Origin of the sequence: Marseilla massiliensis (assembly GCF_016899855.1) — a bacterium.
Classification (GTDB): Bacteria; Bacteroidota; Bacteroidia; order Bacteroidales; family Bacteroidaceae; genus Prevotella.
This window is the reverse complement of sequence record NZ_JACJJG010000003.1, coordinates 72,129-92,660: the sequence shown is the minus strand read 5'-3', so window position 1 is coordinate 92,660 and position 20,532 is coordinate 72,129. Positions and strand designations below refer to the sequence as shown.

The window sequence follows — 20,532 nt, the reverse complement described above, 5'->3', positions numbered from 1 at the left end:
TGATATAAGAATAGTATTCTAAGGAATTATTCCTCAACAGCAGCCTGCGCCGCAGCCAAACGGGCTATTGGCACGCGGAACGGTGAGCAGCTGACATAATTCAAACCTACTTTGTGGCAGAACTTAACAGACGAAGGTTCACCACCGTGCTCGCCACAGATACCACAAGTAAGTTCCGGACGTGTTGAGCGTCCCTTGTCTACTGCCATCTTGATAAGTTGGCCTACACCGTTCTGGTCGAGTACTTGGAACGGGTCAACGTTAAGGATTTTCTTGTCCAAATAAACAGGCAGGAAGCTGGCGATATCGTCGCGGCTGTATCCGAACGTCATCTGTGTTAGGTCGTTTGTTCCGAAGCTAAAGTATTCAGCTTTTTCTGCTATATGATCAGCCGTTAACGCAGCACGTGGAATTTCAATCATTGTACCAACACGGAACGGTATTTCGATACCTTCTTCTTCAAAAAGTTCTTTTGCTGTTTGGCGTATGACTTTCTCCTGAACATCAAATTCATTGACAATACCGATCAGTGGAACCATTATTTCGGGACGGGGATCAAGACCTTCCTTCTTTAACTGTATAGCTGCACCGAGTATCGCACGTGTCTGCATGGCCGTGATTTCAGGATATGTATTGCCAAGACGGCAACCACGATGGCCAAGCATTGGATTGTGTTCGCTCAGGCTGTTTACACGCTGCTGAATTTCCTGGACGGTTACACCCATTTCCTCTGCCATAGCTTGCTGTCCTTCAATGTCATGCGGAACAAACTCATGGAGTGGGGGATCGAGCAGACGTATGTTGACTGGATATCCGTCCATAGCCTTCAAAATGCCATAGAAATCTTGCTTTTGATAGGGCAATAGTTTAGCCAAAGCCTTTTCACGGCCTTCTACGGTATCCGCAAGAATCATCTCGCGCATAGCCTTAATTTTCTCGTTCTCGAAGAACATGTGCTCAGTACGGCAGAGACCAATACCTACAGCACCGAAATTGCGTGCCACTTTTGCGTCGCGTGGAGTATCTGCATTTGTGCGTACAACGAGCTTAGTGTATTTGTCGCACAGACTCATCAGGTCGGCAAAGTCACCTGTAACCTCTGCAGGTTTTGTCTTCACTTCACCAAGATAAATCTCGCCTGTAGAACCGTTGATTGACAGGTAGTCGCCTTCTTTCAGTACTGTTCCGTCTATTTCCACGGTACGTGCTTTGTAGTCGACATTCAGTGCGCCAGCTCCTGAAACGCAACATTTACCCATTCCGCGCGCAACGACGGCCGCGTGTGACGTCATGCCGCCACGTGCGGTAACAATGCCTTCTGCTGCCGCCATACCTGCTAAGTCTTCAGGACTCGTCTCTATACGCACCATTACAACTCTATGGCCTTCAGCATGCATTCTTGCGGCGTCATCAGCAAAGAATACTATTTGACCGCATGCTGCACCAGGCGATGCCGGCAGACCACGTGTCAGAACTTTAGCCGATTTAAGTGCCTCCTTGTCAAATACAGGGTGGAGAAGTTCGTCAAGTTTGTTAGGCTCGCAGCGCTCCAGTGCCGTCTTTTCGTCTATTTCACCTTCATGGAGCAAATCCATGGCGATTTTCACCATTGCAGTACCGGTACGTTTACCGTTACGTGTCTGCAAGAACCATAGTTTCCCTTCCTGAACGGTGAATTCCATGTCCTGCATGTCGTGGTAATGGTGTTCAAGTTTTTGCTGGAGATCGTTAAGCTGCGCAAAAATTTCAGGCATTGCCTCTTCCATCGACGGGTATTTTGACGCACGCTCATCCTCAGATATTCCTTGTTGCTGAGCCCATCTGATAGAACGCTCCTTGGTTATTTGTTGCGGAGTACGTATTCCTGCTACCACATCCTCACCTTGCGCATTTACGAGATATTCGCCGTTGAAACTGTTTTCGCCCGTTGCAGCGTCGCGGCTGAAGCATACGCCGGTAGCCGACGTAGGTCCCATGTTACCGAATACCATGGCCATGACGGTTACGGCCGTTCCCCATTCTGCGGGTATCCCTTCCATCTTGCGGTAAAGGATGGCACGCTCGTTCATCCAACTGTCAAATACGGCGCAGATTGCTCCCCATAGCTGTTCCATCGGATCGTTAGGAAAATCTTTGCCTGTCTGTTTCTTGATAGCCTCTTTAAATAATGTAACGAGTTGCTTAAGTTCGTCAACGCTCATTTCGTTGTCGAGCTTAATACCTCTTATTGCCTTTACTTTTTGTATGATAGCCTCAAATGGATCAATGTCGTCTTTGTTCACGGGCTTCATTCCCAGCACAACGTCTCCGTACATTTGTACGAAACGGCGGTAGCTGTCATAAGCGAATCTTTCGTTTCCGGTCTTTTTCGCAAGGCCTTCAACAACTTCATCATTAAGTCCGAGATTCAGAATTGTGTCCATCATTCCCGGCATAGAAGCGCGGGCGCCTGAACGTACGCTGACGAGCAGAGGATTGGTCGCGTCGCCAAACTTGCAGTTCATCAAGTTCTCTACATGGTGCACAGAAGCTACGACGTCGTCGCTTAAAAGTGCAACGACAGCTTCTTTACCTTTCTCGAAATACTCATTGCATACGTCTGTGGTAATTGTGAAACCCGGAGGAACGGGAACGCCTATAAGGTTCATTTCAGCCAAATTGGCGCCTTTGCCTCCGAGGAGGTTTCTCATGTCTGCCTTTCCTTCGGCTTTACCGTTGCCGAAGGTGTAAACTCTTTTTTCTGTCATAATTAAGTAAGGTTTTCACGTATAGTTATTACGGATATCAGTTTGTCTGCAAATATACTTAAATTTGATTAATTAACAAATATTTTTTGTATGATTTTGCATGACTGTAGAATTTTTCCTTTTACGTTAGCTTATGGTTGTCTGATTCAGATAATATGTCTTGTTGAATGTATTTGAGCTTTATTCAGGTATGCTGCAGGGCAAATGTGATTTTATCATAATGCTCAGAACTGGCTCGTATTATTAGCATAAAGTAAAATTAAAAGTGTTCGACTTTTTTCTGAAAATAGAAGCGTGGAACATTGAAAAACTGGCGTTTGTGTGTGATTATAATGGTCTTTATGCAGAAAAATACATGTTTAGGAAGTGTAAAAGGTGGCAAATCAGCAATGCAAAGGCCATCTTTAAAGATGGAAAAAGCCGTTGAAAGCAAGACGAAAGGCCGTCAATCATGTCTGTAATATAATGATTAACGGTTGATTATGACTATTAAAATTGCACACACACATGGCTGAAAATTATGTAACGTTCTGTGTATCATGAACTTAATTTTGCACGTCGATTTTTGCCATATTCCCGGTTGTATTGAAATAAAATCAGGATATCGCAATTCTAACGGGTTTGATAAAGTCAAAGTGTAAGTGTAAAATAATGATTCGTACCATTATGTACTTATTGCCGTTTTCGTTATGTTGGAATATTAAATGTATTTTTATGAAAATATAATGTGTTTAATTTGTAGTGAACAATAAAATGTCTTATTTTTGTAAACGCATAATAATGCCGTGCATATCGGTATATTTGCAATTTCTGTTGTTAATCGAAAAACATGTTATTGATTTTAAATTTCTATTGCTATGGACAAGACTGTTGAAATGAGTGCCAACGAATTGGTTGCTTTTTTCGGTAAACCGGCATCCGGATTGACCAAGACGGATATTATCACTTTTATCCGTGAAAAAGGTATAAGGATGGTCGATTTCATGTATCCTGCCGAGGATGGTCGTGTTAAGACATTGAACTTCATGATAAACAATCTTGCTTATCTTGAAACAATCCTTACTGACGGCGAGCGTGTTGACGGTTCAAGCCTGTACCCTTCGTTCGTAGAGGCGGAAAGCAGCGACCTTTATGTTGTGCCGCGTTATAGTACAGCGTTTGTCAATCCGTTTTCTGAAATCCCCACTTTGTGCTTGCTTTGTTCTTTCCTTGATAAAGATGGACAACCTTTTGACAGTTCGCCGGAGCAGACATTACATCGCGCCGCCGAGGCCTTTACCGAGTCTACCGGCATGACTTTCGAGGCAATGGGAGAACTTGAATATTATGTTATAGCGGAAGACGACGGTATGTTTCCAGCCGTTAACCAGCGTGGATATCATGAATCAGGCCCATTTGCCAAGTTCAACGAGTTCCGTAAGAAGTGCATGGCGTATATTGCGCAAACCGGAGGGCAAATAAAATACGGCCATTCTGAGGTCGGTAATTTTACGGCAGACGGCAAAGTGTATGAACAAAACGAAATAGAGTTTCTGCCATGTCCGGTGGAAAGCGCTGCAGACCAGCTGTTGCTGGCCAAATGGGTGATAAGAAACTTGGCTTATTCGTTAGGTCTCGACGTAACGTTTGCGCCTAAAATAACAGTTGGCAAAGCCGGCTCCGGGCTGCACATCCACATGCGCATGATGAAAGACGGGCATAACTGCATGGTTAGTGGTGGCAATCTGTCGACGGAAGCACGCCGCGCGATAGCGGGAATGATGACTCTTGCTCCATCAATTACAGCTTTTGGCAACAAGACTCCGGTATCATATTTCCGCCTTGTACCTCATCAAGAGGCTCCAACAAGTGTATGCTGGGGCGATTGTAACCGTTCGGTACTTGTACGGGTTCCGTTGGGATGGAATTTCAAGCACGGTGTTCACGGCTGTCATCCGTCAAATGGCATGGACAGTCTGCCATCAGACAATCCTAAGCAGACGGTCGAAATGCGTTCACCTGACGCTTCGGCGGACATTTACCAGTTAATGGCTGGTCTGTGTGTTGCTTGTAGGCATGGATTGGAAATGTCGGAAAACGAAGCCCTGGCCATTGCCGCAGATAAATACGTTGGGCCTGGTGAGAGTGGAAATGATGACCGGTTCGAGCAACTTCCCGACTCATGTGCGGCCTCGGCAGATTGGCTTGAAAGGCAGCGCGGTATTTATGAGGCCCGCGGAGTGTTCTCACCCCGTATGATAGACGGTGTCAAGGATAGGCTGCGCAGCTTCAATGATACGAGTTTAAGGTCATCGGCGGAAAAAGATAATACGCTTATGCACAAACTTGTCCGTGAGTCTTTTTATTGCGGATAATCTATTAATGTAGGGCAACGGATGAATAATTCACACATTATTAAATAAAACAATGATATGAGAAATTCATCCGTTGCTTTTCATTTATCTGTTTTCATCCTATTGGGCGGTGTAGAGGGCCTTTGCCAAGTCTGCAAGTCCTCCCTCGCCGGGTAGTCCAGGATAAGCCTGCTTCATAGCTTCAATGAATGTCTGTGGAGTAGTATTTGAGGCAAGTAGTTCTTTCATCTTTTTCAAGTAAGCGACTTTAAATTTTACCGCGTCACGTTCAGCTGCACCGCCGTGGCCACCGATAAAGAGTTCCGCACTTGTTCCCAATGATTTTTCTGCTTCCTCAATTTCTCCGTCTATTGCCGCACGTGACGATATTTGCAGGTTTACGGCATGTGATTTTGCGGGTGTCCAATGAGTGTAATAAACTTTGTTGCCTATCAAAATGCTTGCACCGGGAAAGTCGGTTGCCGCTCCGTGGCTGAACTCGAATGTCACTCCTGCCCAAGTATGCACCGTTCCAAATGCCACCTCGGTAGCCTTTCCTGTCGGCATGGCGGTGAGTGCGTCGCCGAATGTATCTGCAAAACCCTGCATCATTCCTCCGTAAACCGAGCCCTTGGTAAATTCCGGCATACCTTCTGCCATTATAATATCGTGGCTACCGGTGCCTCCTAAGTGGTAGTCGGTAATGCGCTGGACCACAGGCTTGCCGAGTTTGTCTACATATTGGTCAAATTCCGCAACGTTGTCCTTGAACAATGGTTGTTCCATTGTAACCAATTCGTTTTTGCCTTCGATAACGTAACTTGCGTCACCAAGGGCGTCGTTTGTGTAATAGACGTGCAGTTTGAAATTGTCGAAATCGTAGATTTCAAAGCGTCCTTTTGTTTCTGCCATGGTTGTTAATGTTAAAAGATTAAACAAAACAAATAATACTTTTTTCATCGTTCTTGTTTTTTTATTATTAATAATTAATGTTGTAGGTCTCAAAAAGAAACTTTCTTTCCTTTTGTGCCGCAAAGTTAGTAATGATTTTTCATGCATACAAGTAGGTACTTGAATGTCAGATAGTTACGTTGAGGTGACCAATGCTGTAAATGAAAGACTTACGATAAAAACTTTTTTGAAAAAAGTTTTTTGCTGCAAATAATAAAATTATTTACCTTTGCGGCGCAAAGATAAATAATACAAATTATGAACAGAGCGGAAAAAGGACTGCAAATGTTTCCCGACTGCCCAATACGCAACATATTGTCACGTATAAGCGACAAGTGGTCATTGCTTATTATATTTACCATTCATAAGTCGGGAAAGAGCACAATGTGCTTTAAGGAACTACAAAGGGAAATCCCGGATATATCCCAGAAGATGTTGACCGCGACGTTGCGTACGCTTGAGGAGGATGGCTACGTTACACGTACGGTATATCCGGAGGTGCCTCCGCACGTTGAATACGCACTGACGTTAAGGGCCAAATCATTGCTCCCGCATATTAACACCCTGATAATATGGGCAATGGAGAATATGGACGCCATAATGTCCGACCGTAAGAAAGCCTCTAAGAAGCGACGGTGAAGAATGGAGTTAAGTGTCGCCAGATATTGTTCCGCGGCTGGAACTTACTGTATTATGATCAGGCTTGATTTTTAATAGGCGGCCTTTTATGTCGTAAAACGCGCTCTTTTACCACGTAATAGACGGTCTTTCACAAGTCAATAGGTGGCCTTTTGAATAACAGGTAAAATCATGTTCCGTCCACGCAGACAATATTTTTGCGTGTGTGCCCATGCTTTATTGTATTCAGATTATTATCTGGCTTACAAGGATAATGTCATGTTTTATTTTCACAAACATTTCGATTTAAAATCAGCAGATTATCCTTACTGATTCATTTTTTTATATTACTTTTGTACCAAATTATTCATGAAACAGCAAGCTTGGATGTATGCGTACGACATTATGCTGTGTGGCGTATGTCTGACAGTTGTTTCATGCAACGATAAATAATGACAAAATACTTTATATGAGCAGGAAGAAAAAACCGTTGCCAATATTGGAGAACGTTACTATAACCGACTATGCGGCCGAGGGAAAGGCTCTTGCAAGAGTTGACGACATGGTAATATTCGTTCCTTTTGCCGTTCCTGGTGATGTTGTTGACTTGCAGGTACGGCGAAAGAAACACAGTTATTGCGAGGCTGAAATAATAAGAATGGTCAAACCGAGCGAAATAAGGGTTGAGCCACGATGTGCACATTTCGGCATATGTGGCGGTTGCAAGTGGCAGAATACACCCTACGGGGAGCAGCTGAAGATGAAGCAGCGCCAAGTGTATGACCAGCTTACGAGGATTGGCAAGGTGGAATTGCCTGAAATAATGCCGATTCTTGGCTCGGAAAAAATATTCGGATACCGTAACAAACTTGAGTTCGGGTGTTCAGACAAGCGTTGGCTGACTAGAGACGAAATATCCATGGATACGGATTATACGCAGATGAATGCCATCGGATTCCACATTACCGGGGCATTCGACAAAATCCTTCCGATAGAAAAATGTTGGCTTATGGACGACCTGCACAACCGTATCCGTAACGCCATACGTGATTATGCTTATGAAACCGGCATGACATTCTTCAACCTGAGGAATAAACATGGCCTTTTGCGTGATATTGTTATACGCAATTCAGATACAGGAGAATGGATGGTTTTAGTACAGTTCCATTATGACGAACCGGGAGACGACGAACAGGCAAAAGCATTAATGAAGCATATCGCGGATATGTTCCCTGAAATAACTTCGTTGTTGTATGTTGACAACCAAAAGTTTAACGATACTTACAATGACCTTGAAATACAGGTATTTAAAGGTAATGACTATATATATGAGATAATGGACGGTCTAAAGTTCAAGGTTGGTCCGAAGAGTTTTTACCAGACAAATACAGAACAGGCGTTTAGGCTCTATTCGGTAGTACGTGATTTTGCACGGCTTACCGGAGACGAGCTTGTCTATGATTTGTATACCGGCACGGGAACCATTGCCAATTTCGTGTCCAGATACGCAAAGCGAGTGGTCGGCATAGAATATGTGCCTGAGGCTATCGAAGATGCCAAGGTAAATTCTGAAATTAATGGAATAGACAATACATTGTTCTTCGCGGGCGACATGAAGGATATTCTGACGGATGGATTTATTGCGGAACACGGAAGGCCAGACGTTATTATTACCGACCCTCCGCGTGCAGGAATGCATCAGGATGTGGTCAATACCATAATACGGACAGGGGCTGGACGGATTGTTTACGTTAGTTGTAACCCGGCTACGCAGGCACGCGATTTGGCATTGCTTGATTCGTATTACAAAGTTATGGCCGTGCAGCCAGTAGACATGTTCCCCCATACTCCTCATGTGGAGAACGTTGTACTTTTGGAATTGAGGGACAAGGATAATGACTGACTTGATACTATTACGGGAACGTACAATTAGTTTCTACCTAATCGTTGGTATTGGATTTATGTAAATTACATTATAGAAATGTTGGATTTTATATTGACTAAAGGTTTAAAGGTAAAGAGTATTTGTGCCTTATTATTGTGTTTCTTCAGTTTTTCAAGTCTGTATTCACAGGAGAAAAAGCCGTTGTTCAGTAAACCTAAGTTCAGCGGTTATGCCATAGGACAATATCAGTATAGCAGCCAGCATGATGCGGAAAGCAACTCTTTCAACTTGCGCATGGTGCGCGTTTCTCTCGATGGACGTATTCTTGGAGACTTCGCTTATAAACTGCAGGGCCAGATTAACGGCAACACATCGACATTGGGAGAAAGTCCGAGAATGGTAGATGTGTATATCGAATGGCAGAAGCTGCCGTTTTTGAAGATTAAGGTCGGCCAGTTTAAGCGCCCGTTTACGTTTGAAAACCCAATGAATCCTATAGACCAGGGATTTATGGGATATGGCCAGAACATAATGAAACTGTCTGGATTTACGGACAGGGTGGGAGAGCATTCTTCCAATGGCCGGGATATAGGCGTACAGCTTCAGGGTGATTTATTCAAGACATCATCCGGCCGTCCACTTGTTCATTACCAGGTTGGCGTATTCAATGGGCAAGGTATCAATACTAAGGATGTCGATAACCAGAAGGATGTTATCGGCGGTTTATGGGTTATGCCTGTTGCAGGCTTGCGTATCGGAGCTTTTGGATGGACCGGTTCATATGCCCGTAAGGGTGAAAACGGAGTGGTAAGCCTGCCAAAACGCAGGTATGCAATAAGCGGTGAGTATGTCGTTGACGACTGGACGTTCCGTTCAGAGTATATCCATTCAACAGGTTTCGGTTTCAAGACGACTTATAATTCCGATGAAGATGCTAAAGCGGATGAGATAAATTATTCGGCAGGTGATAAGGCTGACGGCTTCTACGCCTTGGCTATTGCTCCGATAATAAAGAAAAAACTGCATGTAAAGGCACGTTATGATTTATATCGGCCACAAGCAGAATGGAATACAAGCAAGACGTTTTATGAAGTGGGCATGGACTATCTGTTTACGAAAAATCTGCAAGTAAATGTAGAATACGCCTTTGTAAACGACCGCTCATTGGCACATCAAAACTATAACATGATAGATACACAGCTGTCGTTCAGGTTTTGACAGTATTAAACTGATAAATCATGAAAGATTGAATAAAGAGAAAGTACATTAACTTTAAAACCATAAACTATGAATATTCCAGTAGTATTTTGGCTGGTGCCGTTTGCTTCGTTATGCGCTTTGGCAATGGCTTGGTATTTTTTTAAATACATGATGAAGGAAGACGAAGGTACGGTTCGTATGAAAGAGATTGCCGGGTATGTGCGTATTGGAGCTATGGCCTATCTTAAGCAACAGTATAAAGTTGTTGCCATAATCTTCGTTATATTGTGTCTGGTGTTCGCTTTTATGTCATACGTTTTGAAAGTGCAGAATCCATGGGTCCCGTTCGCGTTTTTGACAGGCGGTATCTTTTCTGGGCTTTGTGGCTTCTTTGGTATGAAGACGGCAACATATGCGTCAGCCCGAACGGCAAATGCCGTAAGTAAAAGCCTTGACCGAGGGCTGCGTATAGCATTTAGAAGTGGTGCAGTGATGGGATTGGTTGTAGTTGGTCTTGGCCTGTTGGACATAGCTTTATGGTTTATTTTGCTCAGCATGTTTTATGAAGGAGAGAATACAGCCCTTGTTACAATAACAACAACTATGCTTACTTTTGGTATGGGGGCGTCAACACAAGCGTTGTTTGCCCGTGTCGGCGGAGGTATATACACAAAGGCGGCTGACGTAGGCGCAGATCTTGTCGGAAAAGTGGAAGCCAACATTCCGGAAGATGATCCGCGTAATCCTGCCACGATAGCAGATAATGTTGGAGATAACGTAGGTGATGTTGCTGGTATGGGAGCCGATTTGTACGAGAGTTATTGCGGAAGTATTCTCAGTACTGCAGCCCTTGGCGCAACGGCTTTTGCCATTAATGGAGACATGCAGCTGAAAGCCGTCATAGCGCCTATGCTAATCGCCGCGGTAGGAATTTTTTCATCGTTGGCTGGAATATTCTTGGTCAGGACGAAAGATGGTGCTTCAATGCGTGATTTGTTACATTCGTTAAGCCTTGGAACGAACGTTTCTGCCGGATTGATAGCAGTTGCTACTTTCATAATACTTTATCTGCTCGGTATTGAGAATTGGGTCGGAGTTTCATTCTCTGTTATCAGCGGACTTGCGGCTGGTGTGATTATAGGCATGGCAACGGAGTATTATACCAGTCAAAGCTATAAGCCAACGAAAAGCATCGCCAAATCCTCGGAAACAGGATCTGCCACAGTCATAATCAAAGGTATTGGTACAGGTATGATATCTACAATGGTCCCTGTCGTTACCATCTCAGTGGCAATAATGGCAAGCTATCTTTGTGCCAATGGTTTTGATTTATCAATGAGTTCAGAAAGCATATCTAAGGGACTTTATGGAATAGGCATTGCCGCGATAGGCATGCTTTCGACGCTTGGCATTACACTTGCGACCGATGCTTATGGGCCTATTGCTGACAATGCCGGTGGAAATGCTGAAATGAGCGGTTTAGATCCTGAAGTGCGTAAGCGTACAGATGCCCTCGATGCCCTCGGCAACACTACGGCCGCTACTGGAAAAGGATTTGCCATTGGTAGTGCGGCGCTTACCGCATTAGCTTTGTTAGCCTCATATATTGAAGAGATAAAAATCAATATGGTAAGAGCCGCTAATGAAGGTGCTACATTCATAGACAATCTTGGCAACACGTTTAATCCTGAGAATGCTGGATTGCTGGATATGATAGACTTCTTCCAGGTAAATTTAATGAATCCCAATGTTCTTGTCGGTGTCTTTATAGGTGCTATGGCGGCGTTTATGTTCAGTGGCATAACGATGGGCGCCGTAGGGCGTGCTGCCGGAGCAATGGTAGAAGAGGTACGGCGCCAATTCAGGGAGATTAAGGGAATCCTTGATGGTAACGCAACGCCGGATTATGGTCGTTGCATTAGTATATCTACTCGCTCTGCACTTCATGAAATGGTGCTTCCTTCGTTATTGGCAATAGTAATTCCTGTGGTAGTCGGTATGATACTCGGCGTAGCAGGAGTGTTAGGATTGTTGGTCGGTGGAATGTCTACAGGTTTCACGCTTGCGGTATTCATGGCAAATTCTGGTGGGGCATGGGATAACGCTAAGAAGATGATTGAGGAAGGTAACTTTGGAGGCAAAGGCTCGTCTTGTCATAAAGCGGCGATAGTAGGTGATACTGTCGGCGATCCGTTTAAAGATACATCAGGACCATCTCTTAACATTTTGATTAAATTGATGTCGATGGTTAGTATTGTAATGGCAGGTCTTACAGTTGCGATGATTTAGAAGCGGCACAAAGGATTGCTGATGGAGAAAACATCGGAAACAAACAAACGCATTGCCAAGAACACGTTTTTACTTTATGTAAGAATGCTGTTTACCATGGCCGTAAGCCTCTATACCAGCCGTGTTGTATTAAATACGCTTGGTATTGAGGATTATGGCTTATATAATGTTGTTGGAGGTTTTGTGTCGATGTTTACGTTTCTTAATGGCGCTATGGCGTCAGCCACGCAACGTTTTCTTAATTTCGAGTTAGGCTGTGGTAACAAGGAACGGTTACACAAGGTGTTTTGTACCAGCATTAACATACATGCCTTAATATCCGTTATCATACTGTTACTTTCTGAAACAATCGGGTTGTGGTTCGTATATACTCATTTGAATATTCCGCCTGACCGGTTCTTGGCCGCATTATGGGTTTATCATGCTTCAGTGTTGGCAACTATAGTTATGGTTATGAGCATACCATATAATGCCGTGATAATAGCACATGAGCGTATGGGCGCTTTTGCGTATATATCCGTATTGGAGGTAGTGTTGAAACTTCTTATCGTATATCTGCTCGTTATTTCCGATATTGACAAATTGAAGTTATATGCAATCCTGATGTTGCTTATCCAATTGCTGATACGTTTTATATACGGTAATTATAGCGGCCGCCATTTTGTTGAAACACGTTATCGTTGGATATGGGACAAGGACTTGTTCAAGGAGATGACAGGGTTTGCAGGATGGAGCCTTTTCGGCAATATTGCCGCCGTTGCGTTTACGCAAGGCCTCAACGTGCTGCTGAACATGTTTTTCGGACCGGCGCTGAATGCGGCACGAGGGATTGCCGTGCAGGTTCAGAATGCAATCAAGGGATTTTGTATAAATTTCCAGACGGCACTTAATCCCCAGATAACCAAATCGTATGCATCCGGTGACATGCCATATATGCACAACCTGGTGTTTACAAGTTCCAAATTCTCATACTTTTTGTTACTTTTTATCTCGTTGCCGGTAATGTTTGAGACTGACTTGATACTCCAATGGTGGCTTAAAGTCGTGCCTGCACATACTGTAGTGTTCGTTCGTTTGATTCTTGTGATATCAATGATAGACAGTTTGGCAAACCCATTAATACAAGCAGCCTCGGCTACAGGCAAGATAAGAAAGTACCAATCGGTAGTTGGTACGATGTTAATAATGATCTTACCGATATCTTACATTGCGCTGAAATGCGGCTCTACTCCTGAGAGTGTGTTCATTATTCAGCTTATAGTGTTTTGTGTCGCCTTGTTCGCACGTGTCTGGATGCTGCGTACTTTGGTAAATCTTTCGTTGTCGGAGTATTTTCGTAAAGCCTTATTGCCAATGTTTTTGGTGACGGTCTTCTCGCTTGTTATACCTATGGTGATACGTGTCTGTATGTTGCAGTCATTGTCACGTTTCGTTACTGTGTGTGTGGTCTCGTTCATCTCGGTCGTTGTTTCTGTATATATATTCGGATTGGTTGATAAAGAGCGAGCTTTTTTTGTCGATAGGTTGAAAACGTTAAGAAATAAGTTTAGGCGATGATACAGATAAAGGACAAGCATGATTGTTGCGGCTGTTCCGCTTGCCAACAGAGATGCCCGAGGCATTGCATCACCATGCGCGAGGATTCCGAAGGTTTCTTTTATCCCGAGGTCGATACAGATGCGTGTGTGGACTGCGGATTATGCGAACGTGTATGCCCGTTGGCAAACCCTGGCAACCCAAAGCACTGGATGGAGGTTATCGGGGCAAAGAACCGTAATGAGGATGAGCTTCTTGGCAGTTCTTCAGGAGGGGTGTTCATTAATTTGGCCCGTAATGTCATTGCTGAAGGTGGAATAGTGTTCGGCGCAGTGTTCGACGGGAGCTGGAACGTCGTCCATACGTATGCCGATTCAATTGATGGAGTCTGGGCTATGATGGGCAGCAAGTATGTTCAGAGCGACATTAATGATTCATATATCAAGGCGGAACGCTTCTTGGAGGATGGCCGCATAGTTCTGTTCACCGGTACACCGTGCCAGGTTGCGGGGTTGAACCGTTACTTACGCAAAAGCTACCCGAATCTTTTATCGGTTGATTTTCTTTGTCATGGAGTACCGGGGCCAGGTGTGTGGCACATGTATCTGGACGAGATACGCCGTAGTGCAGGCGGTACGACAAGACCGTGCGAAGATACGAACCGTATGGTGATTACGGGCATAAGTTTTAGGGATAAGCGTATATACGGTTGGGATAAGTACTGTTTTGTTGTGAGGGGAAGCACTGCCGTGACAGGAGAAAGCGCGGTTTTGATGTCCGATGTTTATGTGGACAATCCTTTTATGAAGGGGTTTCTCAATGATGTTTATCTGCGCCCGAGCTGTTACCGCTGCAAGTGCAAGGGTGGGGTGAGCGGCAGTGACATTACGTTGGCCGACTATTGGGGCGTGAAGACTTTGTTGCCCGACTTTGCGGACAACAGGGGCGTAAGCCTTGTATTCGTGAATACAGACAAGGGAAAGACTGCCGCCGAGAGGCTGGACATGGACTTTTGCGCGGCCAACATCAATGGGCTTGAGCGTTACAATGGTGGAATGAAGGCCGTGTTGCGCGAAGGCTGGCGAAGACGGACGTTTTTCCATGAGCTTGGTGATGGTCGGAGCTTTTCAGCAGCGTTGAATTCCGCGCTGGCAAAGCCATGGTACAATACCGCACTGCACGGCTTGAGGAAGGCTGTAAGGCGGATAATCTTTAAACGAACTAATGATGAAGACAGGAATATTGACGCTTCCGCTACACACTAACTACGGTGGGATACTGCAGGCGTACGCGCTCCAGACCGTGTTGGAGCGCATGGGGCATGATGCCTATGTCATCAGCTTGGCTGACAAACCATTACGGCTACCAGTCTGGCGAATGCCCGTAAAGTACGCAAGAAGGTTGTTGAGAAACTTGAAGGGCCACCCTTATCCTATATTTTACGAGCGTAAGTTCAACCGTGAGAAACCCATCGTCAGACAGCACACGGATAAGTTCATCAGGCGGTATATAAAGCCGGCCGTTTACGAAGGCTATGGTTCGATACGCGAAGGCGACTTCGACGCAATCGTGGTGGGCAGTGACCAGGTGTGGCGGCCACAGTATTTCGACGACATACGCACCGCCTACCTCGACTTTACGTCAGGGTGGAAGATACGGCGCATGGCTTATGCCGCCTCTTTCGGTACGGACCGATGGGAGTACGGCAGGCTGCTCACGGCTCAATGCGCAAGGCTGTTGAAGCGTTTTGACTATGTATCGGTGCGCGAGGACTCAGGTGTAGACTTGTGCCGTGAACGTTTCGGCGTGGAGGCAGAGCACGTACTTGATCCTACAATGCTGCTCCACGCCGACGATTATGCTTTGCTGGCCGGCAGCTGCGGCATGCATGATGGCAAACGAGGCATGATGTGCTACATTCTCGACGACACTCCGTGGAAGGCCGCGCTTACCGCCAGCGTGGCAGAAAGCCTGAATCTTCAGCCATTCAGGGTAAACTCAAGGGTGGAGGACATCAACGCTCCGCTGGCCGAGCGGGTGCAGCCGCCCGTAGAGCAATGGCTCAGAGGGTTTATCGACTCACGCTTCGTCATAACCGATTCGTTCCATGCTTGTGTTTTCTCGATTATTTTCAACAAGCCTTTCATTGCCGTCGCCAACCGAGGGCGCGGTGTGTCGCGTTTCCGCTCGCTTTTGTCTATGTTCGGGCTTGAGTCCCGCCTGCTGGACGAAGAGGCCTCGCCTGACGTGCAGGCGCTCGTAAGCGGTGGAATACAATGGGATGAAGTAAACGGCAGACTGTCGCGTTATAGGGATATGTCGATGGACTTTCTCGCACGCCTCGGCCATTGACTACCTACGGCGTAAGGTCTGCGCGTGGCATGGGCTGCAACGGCCAGGACTGCGTGCGCCTTGGATGTGCGTGATTGACACTATGGCGGCTATAACGGCCTAACCGCTTGCACTTTGAAAAACGTTGACGCCGTAGAACGGGCGCAGCCAAAAATTTCTTTCCGTCAACTTAAATACGCCAATCTGGCGTGTGCAGCCATAAATCATTACAGTACTTGCGGTTATACACGCCAGACGTTTTTTGTGCAATGAAAAACGGCCTTTTTTATGCAGAAAAGCCATGTTTTTCGTTGAGTCCGCTATGCTTTCTCGTTGAGGGAAGATAGCTTTTTCATTGAGGAAAGATAGTTTTCTCAACGAGAAAGCATAGCTTACTCTATTTAACAAATAATTCTTTACAAACAGAAGAGCCGTTTTGCTAAGTCTGCATGGCATTTTCCGGAAATCCTTTTCCAGATTACGCCGGGAGCATGAACTTTTCATTATGACGTTTTGTAACCATTTACATGCTTTTGCATGATAATCTGCCATACTGCGTAAAATCGTTTCCCGACATGAAAAAAGCCGCCGCCCGGAATATGGGCGACGGCTTGTGCCTATTGCGGCAGTACCGTTGCGTGCTTAATGCGTAGCCTTATACCATGCCGTCGTGGCTTTGGCGGCCGTAACGGCGGGATTCTCCGTAGGGTCGCTTATGGTGAGCCCCGAGAATGTATCGATAGCCGTTTGCCTTCCCGTAATCGACGAGTAGTAAGTAGGCGTGCAGGCCTTGTATGGCACGAGTCTGTCCAGCTGCTCGTTGAAGGCGGCCAGCAGTGACTCGTCGCGGCACAGATGGGCTGCATAGTCGCCGTAGTCGAAGAATATGGTGGGCGTGTATCCGTCAAGGTCCTGTAAGCCGTCCGTGCCGTCAATCCCGTCGGGATACGCCGTATTAATGTCACGCATTACCTGTGCCATGGCCTCCACTTGGCTGCAGTCGGTAACGGCTATGGTGCCGCAGGGTACGCTAAAGGCCGAATAAAAATCGTAAAAGCCCTGCACAGCGCCTTGGAGGTCATTCTCAAGCAGGTCGATGCCAATCTCGGCGTACGGCATGCCCTCGATCATAATCTCACAGGTGGAGGCAATCAGGTAGTCAGCCGCGCCACGCATGTCGTATGCCGTTTCAATATTAGACATGTAGCAGTCGTCAAACAGTACGTATTTCATCTTCACCCCCGTGCGGCTTATTCCTTCGGCCAGGCTCGTTATGTCCGTCTGGTAGGTCACGTCGCTCGAGTGTCCGAAGTACCTTGTCTGGTGCACCTGTCCAGCCGCTGCGGCGTCCCTGGCGGCCCGTGTCTCCACGTTTGTACCTGCCGGTATCCATCCCATGCCGTGGCAGCCTATGGCCAATGCATACGTGTCTGACGGCGAGCATGCCATAGCGTCGCCGAGCACCTGCGCAATGCCGTCTGGAGCAGTATAGTCATATGTGGCGAAGTCGTAGCTTTTCAGCGTGTCGCGCAAGCATTGTCCGTCGTCATACGATATCTTGATGAGGTGCGACGATGAACCGTTCTCAGATATAAACACAACAAGTGAGTTGCCATCCAGTCCCCTGTTGTCCGTTATGGCAGTCTCGAACGCCTCTATATTGCGCTTGAAATAACTGTAGATACCGCTGCCGGACCAAGGCATGTACATTATCACGGTTTGTTTGTATCGGTCCGTGCCGCCGCCGGGTGTATCGTCGCTGTCGTCGCATGAAGACATGGCAATCGGCGAAACGGCTATCAGCGCCACGAAAAGCTTGCGCGTCAATGATGAAAGGAGTTTCATGATGTATTGTTTGGATAACTAAAAAAACGGCACCGGATAAGCACATGCTTTTCCGGCACCGTTAGGTGTGTATTTACTTCTGCTTCTTCTTGAGTTCGGCAAGCGACTCTTTCAATGCGGCAATTTTCTCCTCGGAGTCGCTTTGCTTCTTCCTTTCCAGCGCGACAACGGCCTCCGGAGCATTGGCCACGAACTTCTCGTTGGACAGTTTCTTCATTACCCCTGTCAAGAAACCTTCAAGGTGCTTAAGTTGGGCTTCCTGCTTCTCAATCTCTGCGGCTATGTCGATGAGGTTGCCTACAGGCACGGCGTATTCGTCGGTGCCTACCATAAATTGCACTGTGTCGGCCGGTTTATCCTCAACAACGCTGATAGCACACAGGTTGGCCATCTTCATAACTACGTCGTCGTAAGCGGCATAGTTGTTAGCGTTTACAGCATGAAGCTCAAGCGTCTCCTTCGGTGAAATATTCTTTTGGTTACGTATCGTCCTGATGTTACCTATAATTTGCTTTACGGTTTCTATGTCGTTTACGAGAGAAACGTCAGATGTGTCCGGAGCTTCTATTGCAAGTTTGTCAAGCATTATGCTCTCGCCGCTCTTCCTGTCGTAAATGTGCTGCCATAGTTCTTCAGTAATGAACGGCATGAACGGGTGGAGCATTTTTAGCAGGTCGTTGAAGAAACTTAGTGTCATGTCGAACGTTGTTCTGTCAATCGGTGAACCATACGCCGGCTTAATCATTTCGAGATACCAACTTGAGAATTCATCCCAGAACAAGCGGTATACAACCATAAGCGCCTCGGATATACGGTACTTCCTGAACAGGTCGTCAAGTTCGGCATTAGTGATTCTCAGTTTAGCCTCAAACCATTTTACGGCCGTTCTGTTGGCGTTGGGTTGCTCTATTTCGGCAACATCCCAGCCTTTAACAAGACGAAACGCATTCCATATCTTGTTGTTGAAATTGCGTCCTTGCTCGCACAGGCTCTCGTCAAACAATATGTCATTACCGGCGGGGGCAGACAGCATCATACCCATGCGCACGCCGTCAGCGCCGAACTTATCTATCAATTCAATCGGGTCAGGACTGTTGCCGAGACTTTTGCTCATCTTCCGTCCGAGTTTGTCACGAACAATACCTGTAAAGTATACATTCTTGAACGGCATTTTGCCACGATACTCGTAGCCTGCCATAATCATCCTGGCAACCCAGAAGAAAATGATGTCTGGACCGGTAACAAGGTCTGACGTCGGGTAATAATATTTTATATCGTCGTTCTCAGGATTGTTTATCCCGTCAAATACGGAAATCGGCCATAACCATGATGAGAACCAAGTGTCAAGACAGTCGTCGTCCTGGCGTAAATCTTCAAGCGTGAGTTTATCGTTACCGCTTTTCTCTTTTGCTAATAGCAACGCCTTTTCAGCCGTCTCGGCTACTACATAACCGCCGTTGCCGGGTAGATAATATGCAGGTATGCGGTGTCCCCACCATAATTGACGGCTAATGCACCAGTCCTTTATATTCTCCAACCAATGTCTGTAAGTGTTCTTGTACTTAACAGGATAGAACTTGATGTCGTCGTTCATGACAGGTGCAAGCGCCAGGTCTGCAAAGTGTTGCATCTTCAGGAACCATTGCGTAGAAAGCTTAGGTTCAATCGGGACATTCGTTCTTTCAGAGAATCCAACCTTGTTTGTATAGTCTTCAACTTTTTCCATAAGTCCGGCAGCCTTGAGGTCCTGCTCGATTTTCTCCCTGACGTCCATTCGGTCCATGCCTACGTACAGTCCGGCTGCTTCCGATATCGTGCCGTCATCATTGAATATGTCAATAGTCTCAAGGTTGTGTTTCAGGCCAAGTGCATGGTCATTAACATCATGCGCTGGCGTAACTTTTAAGCAACCGGTACCAAATTCGACATCTACATAGGTGTCTTCAATAACAGGTATTTGCCTGTTTACTAACGGAACAATCACATGCTTACCCTTAAGCCATGTATTCTTCGGGTCATCAGGATTGATGCACATTGCTGTGTCACCCATGATTGTCTCTGGTCGCGTGGTTGCTACTACGGCGTATTTACCAGGCTCCTCAACCACCATATACCGAAGGTAATATAATTTGCTGTGCTCCTCCTTATATATTACTTCTTCATCGCTCAATGCCGTTTGGGCTTTTGGATCCCAATTGACCATACGCACACCACGATAAATAAGTCCTTTATTATATAAGTCGCAGAATACTTTAATAACTCCTTCAGACCTTTTTTCGTCCATGGTGAAAGCTGTGCGTTCCCAATCACAACTTGCGCCAAGTTTTCTTAACTGCTTCAGGATGATTCCTCCATGTTCGTTTGTCCAGTCCCATGCATACTTCAAGAAGTCTTCACGTGAGAGGTCGGTTTTCTTTATTCTCTGCTGTGCCAGTTTGTTTACGACTTTCGCTTCTGTTGCAATTGACGCATGATCAGTACCTGGTACCCAACATGCGTTTTTACCTTCCATACGTGCACGTCTTACTAAAATATCTTGGATGGTGTTGTTAAGCATGTGCCCCATGTGGAGTACACCCGTAACATTGGGTGGGGGAATTACTATCGTGTATGGCTCACGGCCATCCGGCTTACTGCTGAAAAGCTTGTTGTCAAGCCAATATTGATACCATTTAGACTCAACTTCTCTTGGGTCGTATTTGCTTGCTAATTCCATTTCCTATATTATTTTTATTTTATTCAATAAAAAACGTTGCAAATTTACAAAATATTCATGGAAAATATCTACATTTGCATA

At 45.8% G+C, this 20,532-nt stretch carries 13 protein-coding genes; 8 read left to right on the top strand and 5 right to left on the bottom strand.

From position 1 onward, the window contains the following. Positions 1 to 26: 26 nt before the first annotated feature. Positions 27 to 2,747 (bottom strand): pyruvate, phosphate dikinase, encoded by a 2,721-nt coding sequence (ppdK, locus tag H6A34_RS01625; RefSeq protein ID WP_205103072.1) that lies wholly within the window; start codon positions 2,745 to 2,747, stop codon positions 27 to 29. A gap of 857 nt (positions 2,748 to 3,604) precedes the next feature. On the opposite strand from ppdK, the gene H6A34_RS01620 reads away from it, so the two are divergent. Next, on the top strand, positions 3,605 to 5,101 hold the full coding sequence (locus H6A34_RS01620; RefSeq protein WP_021948122.1) for a glutamine synthetase family protein: 1,497 nt from the start codon (positions 3,605 to 3,607) through the stop codon (positions 5,099 to 5,101). A 99-nt stretch (positions 5,102 to 5,200) separates the two neighbouring features. Here the strand turns inward: H6A34_RS01620 and H6A34_RS01615 are convergent, their stop codons facing one another. Then, entirely contained in the window at positions 5,201 to 5,992 is a 792-nt protein-coding gene (locus tag H6A34_RS01615) for a hypothetical protein (RefSeq protein WP_338088578.1), read from the bottom strand. A gap of 297 nt (positions 5,993 to 6,289) precedes the next feature. On the opposite strand from H6A34_RS01615, the gene H6A34_RS01610 reads away from it, so the two are divergent. The 7 genes from H6A34_RS01610 to H6A34_RS01580 all read left to right on the top strand — a co-directional run bounded on the left by H6A34_RS01610 (position 6,290) and on the right by H6A34_RS01580 (position 15,911). Beyond that, complete coding sequence (locus tag H6A34_RS01610) at positions 6,290 to 6,670, top strand: winged helix-turn-helix transcriptional regulator (protein ID WP_205103069.1); 381 nt, start codon at positions 6,290 to 6,292, stop codon at positions 6,668 to 6,670. A 448-nt stretch (positions 6,671 to 7,118) separates the two neighbouring features. Beyond that, positions 7,119 to 8,552 carry a 23S rRNA (uracil(1939)-C(5))-methyltransferase RlmD gene (gene rlmD, locus H6A34_RS01605; RefSeq protein WP_021948119.1) on the top strand — a complete coding sequence of 478 codons (1,434 nt, stop codon included), beginning with the start codon at positions 7,119 to 7,121 and terminating at the stop codon, positions 8,550 to 8,552. 78 nt (positions 8,553 to 8,630) lie between these two features. Beyond that, positions 8,631 to 9,752 (top strand): porin, encoded by a 1,122-nt coding sequence (locus H6A34_RS01600; protein WP_205103067.1) that lies wholly within the window; start codon positions 8,631 to 8,633, stop codon positions 9,750 to 9,752. 69 nt (positions 9,753 to 9,821) lie between these two features. Further along, complete coding sequence (locus H6A34_RS01595) at positions 9,822 to 12,023, top strand: sodium-translocating pyrophosphatase (RefSeq protein WP_205103065.1); 2,202 nt, start codon at positions 9,822 to 9,824, stop codon at positions 12,021 to 12,023. Between the two features lie 21 nt (positions 12,024 to 12,044). Beyond that, entirely contained in the window at positions 12,045 to 13,580 is a 1,536-nt protein-coding gene (locus H6A34_RS01590) for an MATE family efflux transporter (protein WP_205103064.1), read from the top strand. Continuing rightward, the gene (locus tag H6A34_RS01585; protein WP_205103062.1) at positions 13,577 to 14,824 is read left to right on the top strand and encodes a Coenzyme F420 hydrogenase/dehydrogenase, beta subunit C-terminal domain; all 1,248 of its coding nucleotides are present in this window, start codon (positions 13,577 to 13,579) and stop codon (positions 14,822 to 14,824) included. Before H6A34_RS01590 ends, H6A34_RS01585 begins: the two co-directional genes overlap by 4 nt. Beyond that, a complete protein-coding gene (locus H6A34_RS01580; RefSeq protein ID WP_205103060.1) occupies positions 14,787 to 15,911 on the top strand; it encodes a polysaccharide pyruvyl transferase family protein in 1,125 nt (374 codons plus the stop codon). Before H6A34_RS01585 ends, H6A34_RS01580 begins: the two co-directional genes overlap by 38 nt. Positions 15,912 to 16,010: 99 nt before the next feature. Here H6A34_RS01580 and H6A34_RS01575 read toward each other — a convergent pair whose 3' ends face one another. From H6A34_RS01575 to H6A34_RS01565, 3 genes are all read right to left on the bottom strand, one after another. Beyond that, complete coding sequence (locus H6A34_RS01575) at positions 16,011 to 16,442, bottom strand: hypothetical protein (RefSeq protein ID WP_205103058.1); 432 nt, start codon at positions 16,440 to 16,442, stop codon at positions 16,011 to 16,013. Positions 16,443 to 16,532: 90 nt separating this feature from the next. Further along, complete coding sequence (locus H6A34_RS01570) at positions 16,533 to 17,735, bottom strand: clostripain-related cysteine peptidase (RefSeq protein ID WP_205103056.1); 1,203 nt, start codon at positions 17,733 to 17,735, stop codon at positions 16,533 to 16,535. Positions 17,736 to 17,808: 73 nt separating this feature from the next. Beyond that, positions 17,809 to 20,451, bottom strand: coding sequence for a valine--tRNA ligase (locus H6A34_RS01565; protein ID WP_205103054.1), 2,643 nt, complete (start codon positions 20,449 to 20,451; stop codon positions 17,809 to 17,811). Positions 20,452 to 20,532: the final 81 nt, after the last annotated feature.